The sequence below is a fragment of the Enterovibrio nigricans DSM 22720 genome, from assembly GCF_900167155.1.
GTDB classification, from domain to species: Bacteria; Pseudomonadota; Gammaproteobacteria; order Enterobacterales; family Vibrionaceae; genus Enterovibrio; species Enterovibrio nigricans.
The window spans coordinates 17,526-39,207 of sequence record NZ_FUXU01000040.1 but is presented as its reverse complement, the minus strand read 5'-3'; the positions used below and the strand labels follow the sequence as shown (position 1 = coordinate 39,207).

18 protein-coding genes and 1 rRNA gene are annotated in these 21,682 nt (G+C 46.8%); 7 read left to right on the top strand and 12 right to left on the bottom strand.

Features of this window, described 5'->3' with window-relative positions; genetic code table 11:
* The 5 genes from B5D35_RS14205 to B5D35_RS14185 form a co-directional block, all read right to left on the bottom strand.
* Positions 1-182 (bottom strand): 16S ribosomal RNA (locus B5D35_RS14205); the annotation flags it as partial.
* A 524-nt stretch (positions 183-706) separates the two neighbouring features.
* Complete coding sequence (locus tag B5D35_RS14200) at positions 707-1,138, bottom strand: type II secretion system protein (RefSeq protein WP_078753216.1); 432 nt, start codon at positions 1,136-1,138, stop codon at positions 707-709.
* Positions 1,128-2,411, bottom strand: coding sequence for a hypothetical protein (locus B5D35_RS14195; RefSeq protein WP_078753215.1), 1,284 nt, complete (start codon positions 2,409-2,411; stop codon positions 1,128-1,130). The genes B5D35_RS14200 and B5D35_RS14195 overlap by 11 nt, the downstream gene beginning before the upstream one ends.
* Positions 2,412-2,413: 2 nt before the next feature.
* Positions 2,414-3,079 carry a PilW family protein gene (locus B5D35_RS14190; RefSeq protein WP_101210195.1) on the bottom strand — a complete coding sequence of 222 codons (666 nt, stop codon included), beginning with the start codon at positions 3,077-3,079 and terminating at the stop codon, positions 2,414-2,416.
* The gene (locus B5D35_RS14185; RefSeq protein WP_078753214.1) at positions 3,079-3,612 is read right to left on the bottom strand and encodes a prepilin-type N-terminal cleavage/methylation domain-containing protein; all 534 of its coding nucleotides are present in this window, start codon (positions 3,610-3,612) and stop codon (positions 3,079-3,081) included. The genes B5D35_RS14190 and B5D35_RS14185 overlap by 1 nt, the downstream gene beginning before the upstream one ends.
* Positions 3,613-3,733: 121 nt before the next feature.
* On the opposite strand from B5D35_RS14185, the gene B5D35_RS14180 reads away from it, so the two are divergent.
* Positions 3,734-4,147: a type IV pilin protein gene (locus B5D35_RS14180; RefSeq protein ID WP_244556610.1), complete on the top strand. Its 414-nt coding sequence runs from the start codon at positions 3,734-3,736 to the stop codon at positions 4,145-4,147.
* A 41-nt stretch (positions 4,148-4,188) separates the two neighbouring features.
* Here B5D35_RS14180 and dnaJ read toward each other — a convergent pair whose 3' ends face one another.
* The 3 genes from dnaJ to grpE all read right to left on the bottom strand — a co-directional run bounded on the left by dnaJ (position 4,189) and on the right by grpE (position 8,218).
* On the bottom strand, positions 4,189-5,331 hold the full coding sequence (gene dnaJ, locus B5D35_RS14175; protein WP_078753212.1) for a molecular chaperone DnaJ: 1,143 nt from the start codon (positions 5,329-5,331) through the stop codon (positions 4,189-4,191).
* A gap of 166 nt (positions 5,332-5,497) precedes the next feature.
* The gene (dnaK, locus tag B5D35_RS14170; RefSeq protein WP_078753211.1) at positions 5,498-7,414 is read right to left on the bottom strand and encodes a molecular chaperone DnaK; all 1,917 of its coding nucleotides are present in this window, start codon (positions 7,412-7,414) and stop codon (positions 5,498-5,500) included.
* 198 nt (positions 7,415-7,612) lie between these two features.
* Positions 7,613-8,218: a nucleotide exchange factor GrpE gene (grpE, locus tag B5D35_RS14165; RefSeq protein WP_078753210.1), complete on the bottom strand. Its 606-nt coding sequence runs from the start codon at positions 8,216-8,218 to the stop codon at positions 7,613-7,615.
* A 183-nt stretch (positions 8,219-8,401) separates the two neighbouring features.
* On the opposite strand from grpE, the gene nadK reads away from it, so the two are divergent.
* From nadK to bamE, 3 genes are all read left to right on the top strand, one after another.
* Positions 8,402-9,283 (top strand): NAD(+) kinase, encoded by an 882-nt coding sequence (gene nadK, locus B5D35_RS14160; RefSeq protein WP_078753209.1) that lies wholly within the window; start codon positions 8,402-8,404, stop codon positions 9,281-9,283.
* 164 nt (positions 9,284-9,447) lie between these two features.
* Entirely contained in the window at positions 9,448-11,115 is a 1,668-nt protein-coding gene (gene recN, locus B5D35_RS14155; protein WP_078753208.1) for a DNA repair protein RecN, read from the top strand.
* A gap of 129 nt (positions 11,116-11,244) precedes the next feature.
* On the top strand, positions 11,245-11,601 hold the full coding sequence (gene bamE, locus B5D35_RS14150; RefSeq protein WP_078753207.1) for an outer membrane protein assembly factor BamE: 357 nt from the start codon (positions 11,245-11,247) through the stop codon (positions 11,599-11,601).
* A 229-nt stretch (positions 11,602-11,830) separates the two neighbouring features.
* On the opposite strand, the gene phoU is transcribed toward bamE, so the two are convergent.
* Genes phoU through B5D35_RS14130 form a run of 4 tightly spaced genes read right to left on the bottom strand, consistent with a single transcriptional unit; the run spans position 11,831 to position 17,262 of the window.
* Positions 11,831-12,538, bottom strand: a complete 708-nt coding sequence (gene phoU, locus B5D35_RS14145) for a phosphate signaling complex protein PhoU (protein WP_078753206.1) — start codon at positions 12,536-12,538, stop codon at positions 11,831-11,833.
* Positions 12,539-12,556: 18 nt separating this feature from the next.
* Positions 12,557-13,375: a phosphate ABC transporter ATP-binding protein PstB gene (gene pstB, locus B5D35_RS14140; RefSeq protein WP_078753205.1), complete on the bottom strand. Its 819-nt coding sequence runs from the start codon at positions 13,373-13,375 to the stop codon at positions 12,557-12,559.
* Between the two features lie 24 nt (positions 13,376-13,399).
* Positions 13,400-15,046, bottom strand: coding sequence for a phosphate ABC transporter permease PstA (pstA, locus tag B5D35_RS14135; RefSeq protein WP_078753204.1), 1,647 nt, complete (start codon positions 15,044-15,046; stop codon positions 13,400-13,402).
* 44 nt (positions 15,047-15,090) lie between these two features.
* On the bottom strand, positions 15,091-17,262 hold the full coding sequence (locus B5D35_RS14130; protein WP_078753203.1) for an ABC transporter permease subunit: 2,172 nt from the start codon (positions 17,260-17,262) through the stop codon (positions 15,091-15,093).
* Positions 17,263-17,506: 244 nt separating this feature from the next.
* Here B5D35_RS14130 and B5D35_RS14125 point away from each other — a divergent pair, with 244 nt between their 5' ends.
* Genes B5D35_RS14125 through ppx form a run of 3 tightly spaced genes read left to right on the top strand, consistent with a single transcriptional unit; the run spans position 17,507 to position 21,635 of the window.
* Complete coding sequence (locus tag B5D35_RS14125; RefSeq protein ID WP_078753202.1) at positions 17,507-18,019, top strand: glycine cleavage system transcriptional repressor; 513 nt, start codon at positions 17,507-17,509, stop codon at positions 18,017-18,019.
* A gap of 15 nt (positions 18,020-18,034) precedes the next feature.
* Positions 18,035-20,134, top strand: a complete 2,100-nt coding sequence (ppk1, locus tag B5D35_RS14120; RefSeq protein WP_078753201.1) for a polyphosphate kinase 1 — start codon at positions 18,035-18,037, stop codon at positions 20,132-20,134.
* On the top strand, positions 20,127-21,635 hold the full coding sequence (gene ppx / locus B5D35_RS14115; protein ID WP_078753200.1) for an exopolyphosphatase: 1,509 nt from the start codon (positions 20,127-20,129) through the stop codon (positions 21,633-21,635). The genes ppk1 and ppx overlap by 8 nt, the downstream gene beginning before the upstream one ends.
* Positions 21,636-21,682 lie beyond the last annotated feature (47 nt).

Genomic DNA, 21,682 nt, shown 5'->3' with positions numbered 1-21,682 from the left:
ATGCGGTATTAGCAGTCGTTTCCAACTGTTATCCCCCACATCAGGGCAGGTTCCCAGCCATTACTCACCCGTCCGCCGCTCGTCATCTTCAAAAGCAAGCTTTTGAAATGTTACCGCTCGACTTGCATGTGTTAGGCCTGCCGCCAGCGTTCAATCTGAGCCATGATCAAACTCTTCAATTAGAATTTTTTTGTTACCCGAAGGTAACGCTCAATGAATACTGAATTACTTTTTTGCCCGTAGGCAAATCTGCATTGACTGTGTTTCTCATTGGTTTCCACTTTTAAAAAAGTGAAAGTAAAACGGCTCAAGGCTGCTTTCCAATTCGATTGGGTCACTCAGTTCATTGATAAATCTTTTGCCTATCAAGTACGAGTGCCCACACAGATTGTATAGGTCAAATTGTTAAAGAACGTTGACTGTAGAAGCCGGAGCTTCTCACCGTCAGGGCTGCGAATTTTACGCTGCCGGGCGATGAAGTCAAGAAGAAATTTTGCGATGTTTCTACAACCATCAAAACGTCTTGTTAACCAACCTCTCAATCACCTTTGCATTTGGTAATGTTGAAGTTTTCATCTCACCGATTCAGTCTGCGATTCCTTATTGGAAGCCGCTCTCCGTGTCAGTGAGGTCGCATTATAGGGAGCAAAAACACGTTGGCAAGGGCTTTTTGCGAAAAACATCACAAAACACTCCTGAATGAGTGTCAATTGTACAAGTTGGTGAATTTGGATACAGCAACGGGCAATTTCAGACTTTGAGCAGTGTCATTTCTATCGTCCCATGTCACATCAACGTCAAAATGTTTGGCATAATTTTCAGCCGCAGCATCGTTAAGTGATTGTGTTTGTGTAATAGTCACAGAAAAAAGGCTATCCGCCGCTAACGAAATCTCACAGTTCACGACATTTGCCAGTGTAACCTCTCCTCCCAGTTCACAATTAGGGTTTGATGTATTCACACTCTTAATCAAGGCGACTTGGTTCTTGGCAATCTGCAGCGCCTCTATAGACATCGCTGAGTTTGCTTTTGCAATCTCTAGGAAGTGGTACACCTTTAATGTGCCTACGCCAGCCATCGCCACAAAGAAAATGGCGGTAAGTATCTCTACCAGAGAAAAACCTTGCTTATAGGTCATGGAAGCTTCCTTTTAAGACTTTCGGTGTTGAAGAAGGTAACTCATCAAAAGTTCCCTCATCAAAGCCAAGCGACATAGCCCCTGTGATTAATGCTGTTGTATTGGGAATATCCACGATAAAGCTGCCAGTCACACCATAGCCGCCACGAAAATAAAAAGGTAACGCCGCCCACCGCGCAGAGTCATGAGACCAAGATAGTTCAAGGCAAAGCGCGTTCATTGCGCCATCCGCACAACCTCCACTGTTTTTCCCCCACGACGTGGCCAAATTCGAATTAGGGTAATCAACCGTAAACTGTAGGACTGTACCTCGAAAACCGTCAATTGCCCCATTCGCGCCAACAATACCATTCTGGATAACAACAAGTGGCGACTGAAACGCATCCCCTGCATGCGTTACCCCGTTCAGCATGCAATCGCCCATAACCCAAATTTTGTCGTGCTTACCTATTGGCGGGTCGGCCGCGGGATCACCATTAATAGCGGTTTTGATTGCAGCTCCGCATCCCTCAACAGCAGCTTTGTTTGTTATAGCTGATCCGGTATTAATAACGTAAAAGCCCTCTTCACTCCGCACGCTCTCCCACTCACTTTTAGGTCTGCCAAATATCTCTTCAAAAATACTCTCTATATCCGCATTACTGACCATGTCTTTACCAAATCCGTCAGTCACAGAACCACTGCCTGCTGCGATATGTGTATCGTGGGTTGGAGCACAGTCTAACGAAGAGTCAATAGGTTTCAATGTGTCAAATGCAGCGGCGCTAGATCCAACATCAATAGTAATGGTGCCTCCAGCAACAATGGCCGTGCATTCAACATATTGTACGCCGTCAATGGTCACTACATCGCCCGCAGCGGGTGCCCAGCTATTACCACCTGTAATCTCAACACTACCCGCGGTTCTAAAAGCCGCTTTTGAACTGGTTTGTCTCACACTAAATCTTGAGGTTGCATACCCATGCTGCGCGCTGATTGTCCACAACGATCCTCCATCCACAATACCAAATACCGTCGATGCATCAGACTTACAATCACTAAAATCCCCCGCAACCATAGTAGAGGGATTCAACCCCAGTTGTTTAAACAACCCAGCAGCACAATCGATTGATGCTCTTGCATGTGCTTTGTCTTGTGCAAGCTCAACGAGGTTATTGGCTTTATTCACCTCATTCACGCCGGATTTGATAACAGCAACTGAAAACAATGCCACAACCATGGCTATTCCACTTACGACGGCTAACGTCGCAATGCCTTTCTCTTGGTTTCTCATGGTCAACCATCCACATTGGGAATATTAACGGTGACAGACACTTCGTCTTTAATAGACGTGTCTGTCCGCAACTCGGCGCCGATCGTTACTTGTACGGATTGTGACTTGTTACCACTACCGATGACTGCAAGGCTTTGTCTTTCAAAGGCCAACGTAGTAATTACCAGCCGGTCATAGGTCATGTCTCGCCAATGCGAGCTATCACACGACCAATTAGCAATGTCGTTCCAGTTTTCATAGACTTCGATGACGCTTTTATTATTCGGATCAGTGCCAAGACGAAAGCCTTTTGCATCATCTTTATCTAACGGAGCAACGGGTTTGTTGCGATTATCGTGGTTATAAGCAAAAAGAATACAATCGCCGGAGGTCAATGTGGCACTGTCATCGATCAAAATGGCAGAGCGCTCTCCTAAACCATCGGTTCGAATAAAGATGTTGGAAGAATCACAATCGAAACAATAGCCAGCTCTTGTGATTTCATCACTGATGGTGGTCGTCATCAGGTTTAGCTGAGATCGCAAATAGCTTTTTTTTAGGTGGTCTCCACCAACACTGGCTGAAACCGAGAAAAGAGCGAGCGCGGATGCAAGAACAACAAGGCTCACAGTCATGCCTAGCATCAACTCGACGAGAGTAAAGCCACGTTGACAATTACGTCTAATCATTATGTACACGGCTCCCAACCATCAATCCCTGTGCTGGTACATCCTTTCAACCCTACATAGCGACGAACCAAAACACCGGAATTGCCGATTGGGTCTTTCTTTACATCTAAGGTCAGGGTTTTGTTACCCGAGGGGAATCCAGTGACATGAGAAAAATAAAACAATTTCGTAGCAGTTACCGCTAGGGGCGATGTAATAACGATGTCCCCCGCTAGAGGTAAGTCGTATTTCGGCAACCCGTTGTCTTCATTGCAGGTTGACGTTTCATGATCGGAGTTAGCGGTAACCACAATACAGCCATCAGTTTCTTCACCCACAGGGATGTAGTGCACATAAAGCGTTCTTTGCTGCTTGAGTGACTCGCTTTGTGCCAGCTCTAACATGGAGAAAAGAGTAATAGCCGCATGCTCAACAGTGGCCTTTTTCTGAGACTGCATAAAACTGGGTACTGCAATTGCTGTGACCGTTGCCAATACCACTAATGTAGTCAGCATCTCTATTAAGCTAAATCCGCGGAATGGCTTCCAAATCATAGATTAAGGCGTCCGGTAAAGGGTTAAATGCCGCAGCGAAATAGTATCATTTCCCCGTAACCTAGCTATTTGGTCTTTCTGCTTTCTCGTATAGCGTGAACATTTTATGACACCGGTGGATATGAAGTTTCAAAGAGGTATGACGTTGATCGAATTGTTGATTGCAATTGCGATCATTGGCGCAGTTGCGAGTATCGCTGTGCCCGCTGTCAGCGAATTCTTGATTGAGTCTGAAAGGCGGCGGGCTCAGACAGACCTCTACCAGTTGCAAATATGGGCAGAATCAGAGTACACAGCCAATGGATCATACCCAGGTCTGGTAAATTGCAGCTTTTGCGAACTTTCTGACCAGTACAACTTTGCTATCGACAATACAGGCGCTGGTAATAACGCATATATATTGTCAGCGACACCTAAAAGCACTTCCTATCAAAACAATGATGACAAGTGCCACACGATGCGGATAAATGCTGCCTCTACACAGACAAATATAAAAGGGACGACCACCCTCGACCCCGCCAATTGTTGGATATAAAAAAACCGGCTTTCGCCGGTTTTTGTCTTTGTTCTTTTTTATTAGCTGGTCAGGTCGTCAAAGAACTTCTTCACGCCGTCAAAGAAACCTTCAGATTTAGGTTTGTGCTTTTTCGCCGCACTCCCACCCAATGTTTCTTCAAATTCGCGCAACAGTTCTTTTTGCTTGCTGCTCAGATTAACTGGGGTTTCAACCACCAGCTTACAAATCAAGTCACCCAAGCCACCGCCACGTACTGACTGAACACCTTTACCACGCATGCGGAACATACGGCCAGTTTGTGTTTCGGTCGGTACTTTCAGGCTTACACGGCCATCCAATGTCGGTACTTCGACTTCGCCGCCCAGTGCAGCCATGGTGAAGCTAACAGGCACTTCACAGTACAGGTTGTTTCCGTCGCGAGTGAAAATGTGGTGATCTCGAACGTGCACCTGAACGTACAAATCCCCTGCTGGAGCGCCGTATTCCCCAGCTTCTCCCTCTCCACTCAAACGAATACGGTCTCCCGTATCAACGCCTGCTGGGATTTTAACGCTAAGGGTTTTCGTCTTCTGAACACGGCCTTGACCATGACAGCTGTCACAAGGGTCTTTGATAATTTTTCCGCGACCGTGACAAGTTGGACAGGTTTGCTGAACAGCAAAGAAGCCCTGACGCATTTGTACCTGGCCTTGACCATGACAGGTACCACATGTCTGAGGTGAAGAGCCTGGTTTTGCTCCGCTGCCACTACAAGGATCACAGCTAACATAAGTTGGAACTTCGATCTCTTTGGTCACACCACGGACAGCATCTTCCAGTGAGAGCTCCATGTTGTAACGCAGATCCGCACCACGCTGAGCACGGGCCTGACCACCTCGGCGACCACCACCAAAGATGTCACCAAACACGTCACCAAAGATATCGCTGAAGTCCGCGCCGCCGCCACCGAAGCCGCCACCGCCGCCCATACCGCCTTGTTCAAAGGCTGCATGACCGTATTGATCGTAGGCTGCTCGCTTTTGAGCGTCCGTCAGAATCTCATAAGCCAGCTTAACTTCTTTAAATATCTCAGCAGCAGTATCGTCGCCAGGATTCCTATCCGGGTGATACTTCATCGCAAGACGCTTGTACGCTTTTTTAATTTCGCGTTCTTCCGCGTCACGGCTTACGCCAAGTACTTCATAAAAATCACGTTTTGACATGTTTTACTTGTCACCTGTTCTATTAACCAAGCGAACATAAACCTGCTTCGCTTTATACAACTACGGGCGAAGGAGATCCCTCCTACGCCCGTGCGAAATAAAATCGGCTTGTTCCTTTAGAAAGAACGCCGCTTTCGGCGTCTTTCGTCAGGTCAGTTCGCTGGTTTTATTTTTTTTCGTCTTTTACTTCTTCAAACTCAGCATCAACAACGTCGTCATCTTGCTTAGTTTGTGCACCGGCGTCTTGTTGCGCTTGAGCAGCTTGTGCTTGCTGTTGAGCAACTTCCATCAGTTTTTGAGATGCAGCGATCAGAGCTTGGACTTTCGCATCAATCGCGTCTTTGTCTTCGCCTTTACGTGCTTCTTCTAATTCACTGATAGCCGTTTCGATTTTTTCTTTTTCGTCAGCAGGCAATGCATCGCCAGCTTCTTCAACTTGCTTGCGAGTACCATGAACCATTTGGTCAGCTTGGTTACGAGCAGTTACCAACTCTTCGAATTTCTTGTCTGATTCTTTGTTCGCTTCCGCTTCCTGAACCATTTTTTCGATTTCGTCGTCGCTCAGACCACCCGATGCTTGGATAGTGATCTTCTGCTCTTTACCCGTGCTCTTGTCTTTTGCAGACACGTTCAAGATACCATCAGCATCCAAGTCGAAGGTTACTTCGATTTGTGGCATACCACGTGGCGCGCCGTTAATGCCTTCTAGGTTAAATTGACCCAGAGACTTGTTATGCAGAGCTTGCTTACGCTCACCTTGCAGAACATGGATAGTTACCGCACTTTGGTTGTCTTCAGCCGTAGAGAACACTTGGTTCGCTTTTGTTGGGATAGTGGTGTTCTTCTCAATCAGCTTGGTCATCACACCGCCCATGGTTTCGATACCCAGAGACAGAGGAGTTACGTCCAGCAGAAGAACGTCTTTCACTTCACCCGCAAGAACACCACCTTGAACCGCTGCACCTACTGCAACTGCTTCATCAGGGTTAACGTCTTTACGTGCTTCTTTACCAAAGAATTCAGCAACTTTCGCTTGAACCATTGGCATGCGAGTCTGACCACCAACCAAGATTACGTCGTTGATGTCATTCACAGACAAGTCTGCGTCAGCCAGAGCAACTTTCAGTGGCTCCAGTGAACGTTGAACCAGATCTTCAACCAGTGACTCCAGCTTCGCACGAGTCACTTTGATGTTCATGTGCTTAGGACCAGTTGCATCTGCAGTGATGTATGGCAGGTTCACGTCAGTTTGTTGTGCAGAAGACAGCTCGATTTTCGCTTTTTCTGCTGCTTCTTTTAGACGTTGCATTGCCAGTGGATCTTTACGCAGATCGATACCTTGGTCTTTTTTGAACTCATCTACCAAGTAGTTGATCATGCGGTTATCGAAGTCTTCACCACCCAGGTGAGTATCACCGTTGGTTGCCAGAACTTCGAAGGTTTTCTCGCCTTCTACTTCGTCGATTTCAATGATAGAGATATCGAAAGTACCACCACCCAAGTCGTAAACCGCGATAGTACGGTCGCCGCCTTCTTTATCCAGACCGTATGCCAGAGCAGCAGCGGTAGGTTCGTTGATGATACGCTTAACTTCGAGACCTGCGATACGGCCAGCATCTTTCGTTGCTTGACGCTGTGCATCGTTAAAGTACGCAGGAACAGTGATAACCGCGCCAGTCACTTCCTCACCTAGGAAGTCTTCCGCAGTTTTCTTCATTTTCTTCAGGACTTCGGCAGAAATCTGAGGCGCAGCCATTTTCTCGCCTTTCGCTTCTACCCAAGCGTCGCCGTTGTCCGCTTTTACGATTTTGAACGGCATGATTTCGATGTCACGCTGTACTTCTTCATCTTCGAAGCGACGACCGATCAGTCGTTTGATCGCGTACAGGGTGTTTTCTGGGTTGGTTACAGCTTGGCGTTTTGCTGGCTGACCTACCAGAGTCTCACCGTCCTGGGTGTACGCGATGATTGATGGCGTTGTGCGATCGCCTTCCGCGTTTTCGATTACGCGTGGCTTGTCACCGTCTAGTACTGCTACACATGAGTTGGTAGTACCCAAGTCGATACCAATGATCTTACCCATTTGGTTTTCTCCGAAATTCGTCTTACGTCTATGTTGCGTTACCCCTTATATGGGGGTCGCAGTTAAGGGTTCAACCCTACACAAGAAAAATTATTAATTTTCTTTCTGATGCTCAATAGATAAGGGCATTAAAGCCACTTTCAAGGGGGCTAAACGAAAAAAAACCCGCAAATGCGGTTTTTTTTTATTTAGTAAAAATCACGCTTGCTCGTCGACGTTACCCGCCGCCGCTTTTGAGACCATAACCATCGCAGGACGTACAACACGGCCGTTAAGCTCATAGCCTTTTTGCATCACGAACATCACGGTATTCGGCGCGTGATCGGCACTTTCTTGAATAGACATCGCTTGATGGAATTCAGGGTTGAACGCTTCGCCGTGTGGATTTAGTTCTTTCAAACCAAACTTAGCAACCGTGTCTTGCATGGTTTTCAGCGTAAGCTCAATACCTTCAAGCATAGGTTTGATTGCGTCATTTTCTTTGTCCGCCATCTCAACAGCACGTTCCATGTTGTCGATAACTGGCAGCAATTCATTTGCAAAACGTTCAAGCGCGAACTTACGTGCTTTGTCGATTTCCTGTTCAGTTCGTCGACGCATGTTCTCGATATCTGCTCGTGCACGCAAAACGCTGTCTTGCTGCTCTTTCACTTTCGCTTCGCTTTCTTCTAGCGCAGCTTCCAGTTCGGTAATACGGCTAATCATCGCATCTGCTTCTGCATCCAGGGCATTTTCATCAGCCATTTGTTCTACCGCTTCATTCAGCATTTCTTCTTCCTGGATCTTGTTTTCTTCTTTGCTCATGTTCTCTCCGACACAATACTCTGTGTTGAGTCCCACAATCTGAGGCAATGGGACATCAATCTCGACAGTTTTGCTTATTATGGGGATGTGTGCTCGCGTTTCAAGGTGCGTTATGCCGCAAAGCACGACAAGTTTTTCTCATTCGCTTATACTCAAGCGACTAATCTGTGCAGGATCAATAAGATGTCAAAGCGTTTCAACACTATTGCTTTGGTAGGCAAACCTCGAAATCCCGATGCGGTCACGACGCATGAAAGCCTTTATAACTGGTTGACAACAAAGGGTTACCGAACGCTGGTCGATAACCGCCTCGATAATTATCTCAATATTCCTGCAGAAGATTTTCACGACCTTTTGTCTCTGGGTGCCAAAGCAGAACTCGCCATTGTGATTGGTGGTGACGGTAATATGCTGGGCGCTGCACGCGTACTTTCCCGTTTTGATATTTCAGTGATTGGCGTCAATAGGGGAAATCTCGGCTTTTTAACGGACCTTGATCCCGACGCCTATGAACAGGCCCTTTCTGATGTACTAGAGGGCGAATATGTTGAAGACCATCGCTTCTTGCTCGAAGCTGAAGTCCATCGTCACGGCCAAATAAAAAGTCACAATGCGGCACTGAACGAGGCTGTGCTTCACCCCGGCCAAGTAGCTCATATGATTGAATTTGAAGTGTACATCGATGATAACTTCGCCTTCTCTCAACGCTCAGATGGCATCATTATATCGACGCCAACAGGCTCGACCGCATATAGCTTGTCCGGTGGTGGCCCCATTTTATCGCCAAGCCTTGATGCGATATCGTTGGTACCGATGTTCCCACATACTCTGTCGAGTCGCCCTTTGGTTGTGGATGCAAAACGACACATTAAACTGGTTGTATCTCCGGACAATGGCAGCACGTTAGAAGTCAGTTGTGACAGTCAAGTTTCTCTGCCGGTAAATCCGGGAGATGAAGTGCATATCTATCGCAGTCCTTCTCTTCTAAAGCTTATCCATCCGAAAAATTACAGCTATTACAAAACGCTACGGACCAAACTCGGCTGGGCTAGCAAATTATTCTGACCGCCGTCTAACTTTTAGCCAAATAAGAGCAGGTCACACCTGCTCTTTTCGTTATATCCGTCACAAATTTTCTCACAGATCGATACCTTGCACCTTTACTGTATACAAACACAGTATATACTGTATATAACAACAGGTGATGATAAAAACAGGTATCCATACTCATGCTGGCGCACATTACGATTCAAAACTTTGCCATTGTTAAAGCGTTAGAACTTGATTTCCACAAAGGCATGACCACCATTACTGGTGAAACTGGTGCAGGTAAATCTATCGCGATTGATGCATTAGGACTTTGTCTAGGTGATCGCGCCGATGCCACAATGGTTCGTCCTGGTGAGGAAAAAGCTGAAATCGTTTCCCTTTTCCATCTCCAAAATAACCCAGCAGCACGTCGCTGGTTAGAAGATAACGAACTGGAAGATGGGGATGAGTGTATTCTTCGTCGCGTTATCACCAAAGAAGGCCGTTCTCGCGCCTTTATCAATGGCAGTCCGGTTCCTGCATCTCAACAAAAATCACTGGGGCAGCACTTGATCAATATCCATGGTCAGCATGCTCACCAGCTTTTGATGAAAAATGATTATCAGCTCACCTTGTTAGACCAATACGCAGGACATCAAAACCTGTTGACGACAATGCGCCAGCGATATCAAGACTGGCGAGCCGCGCGTAATGAGCTAAAGCAACTCGAAAAAAGCAAAGAAACATTTGAAGCCCAAAAGCAACTACTTGAATATCAGGTCAATGAACTGAATGAACTGGCGCTCGGAGAAAATGAGTATCCGGAACTCGAAGTAGAGCATAAACGCTTATCAAACTGCGGTGACATTGCCATCTGTAGCCAAAGCGTGCTTGTCGCATTGAGTGAAGATGAAGAAAACAACGCCCTTCAGCTTCTTCAATTTGCGCAGCAGAAGTTAGCTGAACTCGCTTCAATGGACAGTCAGTTTAACGATCTTCAGCAAATGCTGGATGAAGCATGTATTCAAGTTCAGGAAACGTCACATGAGATCACTGCGTATATGGATCGCCTCGATATGGATCCTGCACGTTTGAACTATTTAGACGACCGAATGGCCAGCATTATGCGACTTTCCCGGAAGCATCAAGTGTTACCAGAAGAGTTATATAGTGCGCATCAGGCTTTGAATATCGAACTATCAAATCTTAATGACAGCGATACTCTCATTGAACAGCTTTCTGCCGACGTAGAACTCAAACTTCAGGCCTGCATGGCAGCTGCCGACAAACTCAGCAAAAGCCGCAAACGCTATGCCAAAGAACTCGACAAGCTTATCTCCACTAGCATGCATGAACTCAGTATGCAAAACGGTAAATTCCATATTGCGTTGGACAGCCAACCGGAGACACACCTTTCTCCACTCGGAGTAGACAGTATTGAACTACTGGTATCGACCAATCCAGGCCAACCAATGCAGGCTTTAGGTCGCGTTGCTTCAGGGGGTGAGCTGTCACGTATTTCGCTTGCTATACAAGTGATCACAGCACAGAAAGTCGATACACCAAGTTTGATTTTCGATGAAGTTGACGTGGGTATCAGTGGTCCAACCGCTGCGATTGTTGGCAAGCTTCTCCGTAGACTCGGAGCATCAACGCAGGTCATGTGCGTAACACACTTACCTCAAGTGGCAGGATGCGGTCACCAACAAATGTTTGTGGCAAAAGCGAGTGAGAAAGGTTCAACCACTACGAGCATGGTCGCGCTGGATGATCAAGCTCGCGTACAAGAATTAGCGCGATTACTGGGTGGCAGCGAAATCACTGAGCATACACTGGCAAATGCAAGAGAATTACTCATCGCAGCTTAGTCTTTGCTCCATAGCAAGAAACTTTTGCCAAATTCCATGGTCGAACTGACAAGTTGCAAGAAGAGGTTTTTACTTCTTTCAATTGCTTGTTTATTATCGACCCCTATTTTGGAAATGAAGTAAGAAGCCATGCGTTGGAAACACATCGCTGCTGTATCCTTAGTTCTTGCTACGATGACTGGTTGTTCATTGGTAGACAAGTTGGTGTACCGCATAGATATTAATCAGGGAAATTACATCGACCAGAGCGCGGTCGAGGCACTTAAGTTTGGCATGACCAAAGAACAGGTTAAATTCTTACTAGGTCCTCCAATGCTCGTCGAATCCGGCTTTCCGAATACTTGGTACTTTGTACAGTACCTCAAACCGGGACACGAAGAAGCCCAACAACAGGAGCTGATTTTGTCATTTGACAATAACGGCCAACTGATTGGGATGAAAGGTGACTATAAGCCTAGCGCTACCTTCTTCAACGCCATTCAATAGAGCACGTTGCTAAACATTAAAGCCTCGCATTTGCGGGGCTTTTTCATCTCTGTATTTACCGCCTCCCCTCTGTTCAAATGAAAGTGCAATCAACCCGATACCCGCCCTGGCCAATCCTGCACACTCTTTAACGGCTTTATTTTTAGAGCTAACTTATGGCCTAACCCTTTCTTTATAAACAAAAAGCAGCCAACAGGCTGCTTTTTGTTTTTGTTCATACTAGGGTCAGTTATCTAAGCATTTTTTCTAACTGCTCTTTATTGGTATGGCGAATATCTTTGCCTTTCACAAAATAGATAATGTATTCACAGATGTTCTGACATCGGTCACCAACACGTTCAATCGCGCGTGCAGACCACATCACCTTTAAAACATTAGGAATAGAGCGAGGGTCTTCCATCATATACGTCATTAATTGTCGTATGATCGCTTCGTACTCTTTATCCAATTGGTCGTCACTGTGGTAGACCTTCATTGCTGCATCGACATCCATTCGCGCAAAGGCATCCAGCGCATCGTGTAACATTCGCGCGGCCTTTTGACCGAGGTTTTCCAAAGACACTAAAAAAGGCTGCTGAGAGTTAGTGAAATTATCCAAAGCCATCCGCGCGATACTGTCTGCCACGTCGCCAATACGCTCTAAATCGGTGATCGTCTTAATGATGGCCATAACCAGACGCAAGTCTCCAGCCGTCGGCTGACGCTTCGCTATGATTCGAGTGCATGCCTCATCGATCGCCACTTCCATCGAGTTAACTTTGTGGTCTTCTCGCATGACATGCTTCGCAAGATCGACATCCTGATAATGCATGGCACGAAGTGCATCGGTTAACTGACGCTCCACGAGCCCACCCATTGCAAGTACATGGGTTCGGATGGCTTCCAGTTCAGTATTAAACTGACCTGATATGTGACGGCTGATGTTTTGGTTATCCATCTACTTCGGGATCCTTTCTTAGCCGTACCGGCCAGTAATATAGTCTTCTGTTTGCTTGTTCTTTGGCGTGGTAAACAGTGTATCCGTATCTGCGTATTCTACCAACTTCCCAAGGTTGATAAATGCAGTCTGATCCGAAACACGGGCCGCTTGTTGCATATTGTGAGTCACGATCACAACGGTATATTTTCGCTTCAGATCGTTAATCAGCTCTTCAATAGTCAGAGTAGAAATCGGGTCAAGTGCTGAGGTCGGTTCATCAAGCAGTAAGACTTCAGGCTCGATAGCAATCGCACGCGCGATAACCAAGCGTTGCTGTTGACCACCAGATAGACCAAAAGCATTCTCATGAAGACGGTCTTTCACTTCGTCCCAAAGGGCTGCAGCCCGTAACGATCGCTCTACAGCATCGTCCAACGTGCGCACATTTTTTACACCCTGCAAGCGCAGTCCGTAAATGACGTTTTCGTAAATAGATTTAGGAAACGGATTCGGTCGCTGAAATACCATGCCAACACGACGACGCAGCGATGGTACATCGACACCTTCATCATACACGTTGGTGCCATGAAGGCTGATTTCGCCATCCACTTTACAGCCATCCACTAAGTCATTCATACGATTAATGCATCGTAGCAACGTGGACTTGCCGCACCCTGACGGTCCGATAAACGCCGTTACCTTTCCCTTTGGGATACGCATGTTGATATCGAACAACGCTTGCGTATTGCCATAGTGAAGGTTGAGATTACGGATCACCAGTGCAGTTTGTTCATCAGGTAATGACGACAAATCTACCGGACCAGGTAATCCGATGTTGGCATTTATGGATATCATTTCGTTGTCATGTCCTCGTTAGGATCAAATGTCTTGTTCCAATGAACGGTATTTCTCACGCAGGTGGTTACGTATCGTAATTGCCGCCAGATTTAAGCTGACAATCACCGTAACCAACAATAATGAAGTGGCATAAACCAAAGGCCTTGCAGATTCAATATTCGGGCTTTGGAACCCCACATCATAAACATGGTAACCCAAATGCATAAACTTTCTATCGAGGTGCAAATACGGGAAGTTGCCGTCAAGCGGCAAGCTTGGTGCCACTTTAACCACGCCCACAAGCATCAGTGGTGCAACCTCACCCGCTGCGCGCGCAATGGCAAGAATCAGTCCCGTCATAATAGCAGGACTGGCCATTGGCAAAACAATACGCCAAAGGGTTTCGGCCTGCGTTGCACCCAGAGCCATCGAACCGTGTCGCACTGAGGAAGGAATACGCGCCAACCCCTCTTCAGTAGAAACAATAACCACAGGCAGGGTCAGAATTGCCAATGTCAATGATGACCAAAGGATACCTGGCGTGCCGAACGTTGGGTTCGGTAACGTATCGGCATAGAACAGTGCGTCGATGTTACCGCCGACAAAATACACAAAAAAACCCAGTCCAAAGACGCCATAAACAATAGATGGCACACCCGCTAAGTTGACGACGGCAATACGAATTACTTTGGTGAACGCACTTTTACCTGCATATTCGTGAAGATAGACCGCTGCGAGTACGCCAAGCGGTGTCACCATGATGGACATCAGCAGCACCATCAATACTGTGCCAAATATGGCGGGAAAAACGCCCCCTTCAGAGTTAGCCTCTCGCGGGTTTTCCGTCACGAATTTTCCAATATGATGCAACCAGTGAGTAAACTTGTCATGCCAACTCATGGCGTTGGGATACCACATGGCTAAGACATGATTCATCGGAATACGTACCGTCATGCCCTCTCTGTCAGTCATCAACAAGCTGTCTAAGGCCATGTCTGAACGCATTGCCATGAGCGTCTGTTCTTTCGCTTCGTAGCGTTTTTCGACAATCGCTATTTCATCATTCAGAAACGGAGGTACTGGCGCTTTTGCTTTCACATACGCTTGTCGCTCTTCTCTCAACTGTGAAAGCTGATGGTTCACCTTCTCGATGTCAACACGTTCGAAGCGAGAAAGTTCTTTGCGACGAGCCGTAATCTCGGCAATTTTTTCTTCATAGAATGCAGGAAGAAGCGGCTGTTCTACCAGTTTCCCGTTTAAAATATACCCTTGAGGCACACCGAAAAATGCACCGTTTTCCGTGCGTTCCACAACCGCTATATCTTCGGCGGCCTTTTGAGAAACAATGTCTTGCTGCAACACAGAAACAAAGTCGTGAGCCTCACGCTCTCGGTTTGCAATCTTGATAAGCAACCGTGACTGCTCAATAGCGACAGGATCTGTAAGTACTATGCCTGCCTCAATAAGTTGCTGCGACAACACCGTTTCTGTGTCATAGATTTCGCCATAGAAGCGCTCTATTCCTTGATGAGTCTTAATCTCAAACTGATAGACAGGAGATGGCCAGAAATAAGCCAGTCCTTTCCAGCCAATCAGTAACATCACACCCAACACAGCGACAAGACAAAGGCTCACCATGCCTGCACTCATCCACACCCAAGGGGAGCTGCGGTTTAATCGCTTAAACATCGCCACGCCTATTCAATAACGTATAAATGGACAAGATAGGAGACTTACAACGCACGATATTTATCTCGCAAACGCTGACGAACAAACTCCGCCACCGTGTTAAATAGAAACGTAAAACTAAACAAAATAAATGCTGTCAGGAAAAGTACACGGTAATGCGAACTCCCCACTTCGGACTCCGGCATTTCAACGGCGATGTTGGCAGACAGCGTTCTGAGACCTTCAAAAGGGTTCCATTCCATCAGCTGGGTATTGCCTGTTGCCATCAACACTATCATGGTCTCACCCACCGCGCGTCCTAAGCCCATCATGATCGCTGAGAAAATGCCCGGACTGGCAGTCAATAACACCACACGCGTCAAGGTTTGCCAATGCGTTGCACCGAGTGCCAATGACCCATTGGTCAAATGGCTCGGCACGGAGAAAATCGCATCTTCAGCAATGGTGAAAATGGTAGGAATAACGGCAAAACCCATTGCAAGACCAACGACGATAGCGTTGCGTTGATCAAAGTTCACACCCAAAACGTCCGTCACGAAAACCCGACTATCACCGCCGAGAAAGTGCTGCTCAATATACGGACCCACGATAAACGCCAGGTAGCCCAGAGAAAGAATAAGCGGGATCAGCAAAAAGAGATGCCCGCCATCAGGAATTTTCCTTCGCCATTTTTTTGGTAACTCAGCCCATACTAACGCAACCAACAGAAACGAAATGGGTAACGACACAAAGATCAGGAAGACCGCTGGCAGGTTTTTCTCAATGATTGGGGCGAGCCAAAGACCCGCCAAAAATCCAAGAATAACTGTCGGTAACGCTTCCATAATTTCTATTGTTGGCTTCACGACTTTTCGCAATCGTGATGGCATAAAGTAAGCCGTATAAATCGCCCCACCAATTGCCAAAGGAACCGCAAATATCAGCGAGAACGCAGCGACCTTAATGGTGCCAAACACGATAGGAACCACACTCAGTTTGCCTTCAAAACTCTCATTCCCAGAGGTTGATTGCCATACGTAATCAGGCTCACTATACCCTTCATACCAAATTTGTTGCCAAAGGGAGCGAATACTGACATCAGGGTGCGGGTTATCCACGGTCAGCAAATCCAATCGTCCTTGCTGCTCAATCAACAACCTGTCTGCACGAGGTGAAAACGCCATCATATCGACAGAACTTGCAAGCTGAGGGAAATCAAAAACGTCGCGGCTTTCACTTGGAGCATGCCATAGCGACAAGACTCCATCCGGTGCCAAGTTGGCAAACACATTACGGTGTGCTTCAACAGCGAGATCCCCCTTAACCGTAGGGAATTCCCGAGCCAAAGTCATACTGCGTGCTTTGGCTTTGACCACGTCGAACCACTGTCCTATGGTGCCATTATCAAGACGAATGAGCAGTGAATGGCCACCGGCAAGCAATGCCATACCTGTTGGCTTATGCCCAGTAACAAGGTCAATATCTACCGATTCTCGCCGTTGAACTCCTGAGGAAGAAATGGCATAGACATTAAGATTATTTCCCACCAATTCAAATAATTTACGACCATTTGGCGTCACCAGAATCTTAGCCGAAGGGTCGGAGTCAATGACGGTGCGTAGCGTCTCGACGTCCCCTTTTTCAACCAACACATGAATTTGGTCACCCGACAATCCCGCGATTATCCGAGCATCATTGTGGTCAGAAAAAGAAAGCTGGGTAATTGGCTTTTTCACCAATGAAAGCTGAACACTTCCCAGCATTTTAATATCAGGTGTAAATGAGCGTTTTCCATCCGTGTAATGGGATATAAAACGTAATCGGTGGAATACCACAGAGCCGTCAGAAAGGCCATACGCCGTAATTCCTGCGGTTGTGTGCTGAGCAAAAAAACTGGTTGGCGAATCGGTGAGTTGCTGGCGCATCACCACCTTATCTTTTCCCTCCAAGGAAAAAATCGTGAGTGCCCCAGATTGGGAGTAACGAAAGCCAAGTTGGCCGTTCTCATCAACGCCGAGTTGTGCCGGTTGTTGATGGAAGGTCAGGTCAAGTGCCTTATTGACAGTCACTTCCGGGCTTTTAAAAAGAGGAAGAACGACATAGGCGAGGTAGAAAAATATCAACAGCAACGCAAACAGCACAACAAGACCGCCTCCTGTTACAGATAGGCGTGCTAGCTTGTCAGTGAAACGCCGACGGGAATCCCCTTGCATCAGCGCATTGGTGGCGTTTGCCATTGGTACCTCTTTTACTCGATTTAGCGAACCATAATATTTCTTTTTGATGACACAAATGTGACAGTACAGAAAATCCGACAATGTTGGCTAGGTGAAATAAAAGTGTAACAAAGGATATTTAGCCTTTGTTAACGTTGATTTAAAACACAGATCGGATTCACTGCTTCAGATGAAGGTAGACACTAACTGCTTACAGCTCCAATAATGGAACTTCCCCCAACGCTGTAGACGTTAAGGAACAACCATGAAGCAGTTAGTAATTACTTTGATTGGCACCGACCGTCCTGGTCTTGTAGAAACACTTTCCGATACAGTTTTCCAACACCAAGGAAGTTGGCAAGCAAGTAGTCTGAGTAAACTCGCAGGCAAATTTGCTGGCATTATTCAGGTAGACATCAAGGAAGCCGATGCAACCGCACTGTCAACAGCGCTGACCAGCATCCCCGATTTAGATGTTCTTATCGCTGACGCAGCAAGACAACCGGAGCCGGATACGACCACGCACTCTTTGACCGTTACGGGTAATGACCGACCCGGCATCATTCAGGAAGTAACGAGAGAGATCGCAAAATTCGGAATCAACATCAACAACCTAGAAACAAATACGCAGAGTGCCGCCAATTCTGGTGGTGTGATATTTACTGCAGATTTCGATCTTGATATTGCTAACACCGTCTCTTTAGATGCCATTGGGGAAGCTTTAGAAGGCTTATCTGACGATCTCATCGTGGAGTTTGATGTTAACGATATTTCTTAGCTGGAACAGGGAATAATGAGTGCTGATACACATTACGTAGAAAAAGAGCTTAGTTGGTTATCGTTCAACGAAAGGGTACTTCAGGAGGCCGCAGATAAAACGGTACCGATTATCGAACGTGTTCGTTTTCTCGGTATTTTTTCCAGTAACCTGGATGAGTTTTATCAAGTCCGCTTTGCGGACGTAAAACGCCGTATTCTGATCAACGAAGAGCAAGGTGGCGATGACAACGCAAAAGTACTGCTTGGGAAAATCCAAGAAAAAGTACTCAAGCTGAATCAGGATTTCGATCACTTGTACAACGACATTTTGCTCGAAATGGCGCGACGCCATATCTTTCTCGTTAACGAACGTCAGCTCACTGAGTACCAGCAAAACTGGCTACGTAAGCACTTTGTCAGCAATCTACTTCCTCATATTACGCCAATCATTTTAACGGATGATATGGAACTGCTGTCCTTCCTTAAAGATGCTTACTCGTACCTCGTCGTTGAGCTAAAAAAAGAAGGACAGCCTACCCGCTATGCGCTTATTGAAATACCCACGGATGAAATAGAACGCTTCATCAAAGTACCGGAGCCAAAAGGTAAGCGTCGTCGTAAAACCATCATTTTGTTAGACAACATCATCCGCCTTTGTCTGGATGAGATATTCCGCGGCTTCTTCGAGTACGACACCGCAGAAGCCTACGCGATGAAGATGACACGAGATGCGGAATATGACTTAACCAACGAGGTGGATCACAGCCTGTTGGAGAATATGTCCGACAGCCTTGATCAACGCCTGACGGCGCTTCCCGTGCGTTTTGTCTATCAACGAGACATGCCTGAAGACATGGTGAAACACATTCTCGCCATGCTAAGAATTACTGACTATGACAGTGTGCTGCCAGGGGCCCGTTATCATAACTTCAAAGATTTCATCGGTTTTCCGAATGTTGGAATGCGGTATTTAGAATATCCACCTTTACCACCTATCGACTCTGCTGATTTCAAACAATACCCTACAGCCTTTGATGCGATTCGCGAACGCGATGTGTTGCTGTATTACCCTTACCATACCTTCCGCCATATGACGGAATTAGTGCGTCAGGCGTCTTACGACCCTAAAGTCCGCAGTATTCGCATTAACATTTACCGCGTTGCCAAGAATAGTCGCATCATCAGTTCGATGATTGATGCGGCCAACAATGGTAAACGTGTCACGGTAGTTGTCGAGCTGCAAGCTCGCTTCGATGAAGAAGCAAACATTGAATGGGCACGTGTGCTGACAGACGCAGGCGTCAAAGTGATATTTGGCACGCCGGGGCTAAAAATTCACTCTAAGCTTTGTCTTATCTCTCGCCGCGAAAACGATGGCCTTCGCGAATACGCCCACATAGGGACAGGGAACTTTCACGAAAAAACGGCCCGTATATATACCGACTTTTCACTGTTTACCGCAGACAAATCCATCACCTCTGAAGTCCGTAAGGTATTTAACTTTATCGAGAACCCTTACAAACCGGTGAAGTTCAATCACCTGATTGTGTCCCCTCGTAACTCGCGCTCTCGTCTTAATCGTTTGATAGAACGGGAAATTGAGCATGCAAGAGCCAAACGCAAGGCGGGTATCACGCTCAAGGTCAACAATCTCGTTGATAAGGGACTGGTAAATCTTTTGTATAAAGCCAGCAGTGAAGGCGTAAAGATTCGCATGATCATTCGCGGCATGTGTGCCTTGGTGCCGGGCGTAAGAGGCATTAGCCAAAACATCAAGGCGATCAGTATTGTCGACCGTTTCCTTGAACACCCGCGTGTCTTCGCATTCGAAAATGGCGGTGACCGCGACCTCTATATTTCATCCGCAGACTGGATGACACGGAATATCGATAACCGCATCGAAGTCGCTACTCCCATCAAAGATGAGCGCCTGAAAGATCGCATCATGGATATCCTTGAGCTGCAGTTCGCTGACCGCGCCAAAGCGCGTGTTATCGACAAGGACATGTCAAATTCGTACGTTAAGCGTGGAAATCGTAAAAAAATACGTTCGCAAATTGAAATTTACGATTACCTTAAACAAGTAGAGAGAACAGAAAATCGGCGCTTAGCGGACAAATTGAAAAATGAATGAAGAGAAGTACGCTGATAAACCCAGAGAAATCGCTGCGATTGATCTGGGCTCAAACAGCTTTCATATGGTCGTCGCTCGTGTTGTCGGGCAAAGCCTTCAAATCATCAGCCGACACAAGCAGCGAGTCCGACTCGCATCAGGCTTAGATGATCAACGTAACCTCAACAACGCTTCCATCAACCGAGGCATTGAATGCCTCGGTATGTTTGCAGAAAGGCTGCAAGGCTTTTCAGAAGAAAACGTCCGTGTCGCTGCGACATTTACGCTTCGCGAAGCCAAAAACAGTCACATATTCCTCCAACGTGCGCAGAATGTGTTCCCTTACCCCATTGAAGTGATACCAGGTGTCGAAGAGGCTCGCCTTATTTACCTTGGTGTCAGTCACACCCAGCCCGGTGAAGGACGCAAATTGGTTATCGATATCGGAGGAGGCAGCACGGAGTTAGTGATTGGCAAGAAATTCACGGCCTCATTAACCAACAGTAAGCGTATGGGCTGCGTCAGTTATAACGAACGTTTTTTCAAAGATGGGCAGATTTCCATCAAGCGTTTTGCCTCTGCGCAGATCGCAGCAGAATTGAAATTGGAAAGCATCGTACGCCAGTACCAGCGTTTTGGCTGGGAAGAGGTTGTCGGTTCATCCGGTACCATTAAGGCCATACGTGAAGTTTTGGTCGCAAATGGCCATGATGATGGCATCATCACGCGCAAACGTCTGGACAACCTAATTGGTACCGTATTGACGTTCAAATCAGTCGACACCCTTGAATTACCGGGACTATCAGAAGACAGAAGGCCGGTCTTTACAGCTGGCCTCGCCATTCTCTCCGGCGTTTTTCAAGCGTTTAATATTGAGAAAATGGTGTACTCCGACGGAGCATTACGTGAAGGGCTGCTGTACGAAATGGAAGACCGTTTCCAGCACAGCGATATTCGCACCCGCACTGCCGAAGGTTTGGCTGAGCGATACCACATTGATAAGCAACACGCAGACAATGTCCAACAGGCTGCTGAGATACTCTATCTTCAAGCAGAGCCTCAGTTAAAACCCAAAAAAGCGGAACTGTCTATTTTGCTCAGTTGGGCCGCACTGCTTCATGAAGTGGGCTTGAGTATTTCACACTCCGGTTTTCACAAGCACTCTGCTTACATCCTGCAAAACACCAATATGCCGGGGTTTAATCAGGAACAGCAAACCGTTTTAGCCACCTTAACGCGCTTTCACCGAAAGACGCTAAAATTGGCCGACATGCCTGAATTTACGCTGTTCAAACAAAAGCACATTTTTCCGCTTATTCGCGCACTGCGATTAGCGTGTGTCCTGAACGTGCAACGCTCAGGTGATCCGGTGCCTGATGTCAATCTCACGATAAATGATGATGCTTGGTCACTGCGCTTCCCTGACGGCTGGCTGCAGAGAAACCGCCTTCTCGCCGCCGATTTAGAGGCAGAAAAGGGTTATTGGGACGCTGTCGGTTGGACATTGTGTATCGAGGAATAAAAAAAGACCGATGGAAACATCGGTCTTTTTTCTGATCTCAGCGAGAG

Coding starts and splice junctions, on each gene's coding strand:
- B5D35_RS14130 (WP_078753203.1), bottom strand. CDS start 17,262: ATGGCAAACGCCACCAATGCGCTGATGCAAGGGGATTCCCGTCGGCGT.
- B5D35_RS14125 (WP_078753202.1), top strand. CDS start 17,507: ATGAAGCAGTTAGTAATTACTTTGATTGGCACCGACCGTCCTGGTCTT.
- B5D35_RS14190 (WP_101210195.1), bottom strand. CDS start 3,079: ATGATTAGACGTAATTGTCAACGTGGCTTTACTCTCGTCGAGTTGATG.
- B5D35_RS14195 (WP_078753215.1), bottom strand. CDS start 2,411: ATGAGAAACCAAGAGAAAGGCATTGCGACGTTAGCCGTCGTAAGTGGA.
- grpE (WP_078753210.1), bottom strand. CDS start 8,218: ATGAGCAAAGAAGAAAACAAGATCCAGGAAGAAGAAATGCTGAATGAA.
- bamE (WP_078753207.1), top strand. CDS start 11,245: ATGCGTTGGAAACACATCGCTGCTGTATCCTTAGTTCTTGCTACGATG.
- nadK (WP_078753209.1), top strand. CDS start 8,402: ATGTCAAAGCGTTTCAACACTATTGCTTTGGTAGGCAAACCTCGAAAT.
- B5D35_RS14200 (WP_078753216.1), bottom strand. CDS start 1,138: ATGACCTATAAGCAAGGTTTTTCTCTGGTAGAGATACTTACCGCCATT.
- dnaK (WP_078753211.1), bottom strand. CDS start 7,414: ATGGGTAAGATCATTGGTATCGACTTGGGTACTACCAACTCATGTGTA.
- phoU (WP_078753206.1), bottom strand. CDS start 12,538: ATGGATAACCAAAACATCAGCCGTCACATATCAGGTCAGTTTAATACT.
- ppx (WP_078753200.1), top strand. CDS start 20,127: ATGAATGAAGAGAAGTACGCTGATAAACCCAGAGAAATCGCTGCGATT.
- pstB (WP_078753205.1), bottom strand. CDS start 13,375: ATGATATCCATAAATGCCAACATCGGATTACCTGGTCCGGTAGATTTG.
- recN (WP_078753208.1), top strand. CDS start 9,448: ATGCTGGCGCACATTACGATTCAAAACTTTGCCATTGTTAAAGCGTTA.
- pstA (WP_078753204.1), bottom strand. CDS start 15,046: ATGTTTAAGCGATTAAACCGCAGCTCCCCTTGGGTGTGGATGAGTGCA.
- B5D35_RS14185 (WP_078753214.1), bottom strand. CDS start 3,612: ATGATTTGGAAGCCATTCCGCGGATTTAGCTTAATAGAGATGCTGACT.
- dnaJ (WP_078753212.1), bottom strand. CDS start 5,331: ATGTCAAAACGTGATTTTTATGAAGTACTTGGCGTAAGCCGTGACGCG.
- B5D35_RS14180 (WP_244556610.1), top strand. CDS start 3,734: ATGAAGTTTCAAAGAGGTATGACGTTGATCGAATTGTTGATTGCAATT.
- ppk1 (WP_078753201.1), top strand. CDS start 18,035: ATGAGTGCTGATACACATTACGTAGAAAAAGAGCTTAGTTGGTTATCG.